Origin of the sequence: Nonomuraea deserti (assembly GCF_004348685.1) — a bacterium.
Lineage (GTDB): Bacteria > Actinomycetota > Actinomycetes > Streptosporangiales > Streptosporangiaceae > Nonomuraea > Nonomuraea deserti.
Genome location: NZ_SMKO01000425.1, coordinates 1 through 971 on the forward strand (window position 1 = coordinate 1; position 971 = coordinate 971).

The 971-nt window shown below is 69.0% G+C and carries 1 protein-coding gene and 1 rRNA gene; one reads left to right on the top strand and one right to left on the bottom strand.

What is annotated here, in order from left to right; all coding sequences use genetic code 11:
• Positions 1-62: 62 nt before the first annotated feature.
• Positions 63-179 (top strand): 5S ribosomal RNA (rrf, locus tag E1292_RS50495).
• Between the two features lie 52 nt (positions 180-231).
• Here the strand turns inward: rrf and E1292_RS50500 are convergent.
• Positions 232-711 (bottom strand): GNAT family N-acetyltransferase, encoded by a 480-nt coding sequence (locus E1292_RS50500; protein WP_246091077.1) that lies wholly within the window; start codon positions 709-711, stop codon positions 232-234.
• Positions 712-971: the final 260 nt, after the last annotated feature.

The following is a 971-nucleotide window of genomic DNA, read 5'->3' on the forward strand; positions in this document are numbered from 1 at the left end:
TTGCTCGCGTCCACTAGGCAATTCTGAGGCAGCAAACGGTGTCGTTTGGTGTTTCATGGGGTTACGGCGGTTATGGCGGGAAGGAAACACCCGGTTACATTCCGAACCCGGAAGTTAAGCTTCTCTGCGCCGATGGTACTGCACTCGGGAGGGTGTGGGAGAGTAGGTCACCGCCGGACAATTTTTGGAGGGGGTTTCGACGCCGAGCGCGTCGAAACCCCCTCTTTTGCGTTACCCGAAGGGCTTGTCGGGGACGGTGAGGCGGTAGACCTGCCGGGAGCCGCCTTCGGGCCCGGGATCGGTGGCTTCGGCGGGAGTGAAGCCGAGCCGCTCGTAGAAGACACGTGCACCGCTGGAGGAAGCGCCGGGGTGGTCAGCGCCGAAGGTGACCACCTCAACGACGGCCGGGCCACGTACGTATCTACGCATCGCGTCCGCCATCAGTGCCCGGCCGACGCCCTGCCCCCGTGCCTGCTCCGAGACGACGAGCCAGCGAACGTGGTAAGTCGGGGCATGCGTCGTCCCGAACAGCAGCCCGCCGAGGAGACCGGGGCCCGACGGGACAGCGACGAGCGCCGTCGACCGGCGAACGTTCTTGCGCACGGCGTCGTGGAAGCCGGGGTTCGCGACCATGGGTCCGAACCAGTGTTCGACCTCGGCCGCCAACGCCAGGAAACCGGGGAGATCGTGCTCGCTCGCGACTCTGACCATCACTCGTGCAGTGTGCCAGTTACGCGGTGCGCGCCGCTTATGGGGAACCGCTACGAGTGGACAAGTCGTGACGGCCGGCCCTCCTATCGGAGTCACGGGAGCGGTGGTGTGCGGCTGCGGGGCGCTCATGCCACGGCGGACCACGGCGGGCGGCGGGCCACGGCGGGCCACGGCGGGCCACGGCGGGCCACGGCGGGCCACGGCGGGCCACGGCGGACCACGGCGGACCACGGCGGACCACGGCGGGCGGCGGCGGGCGG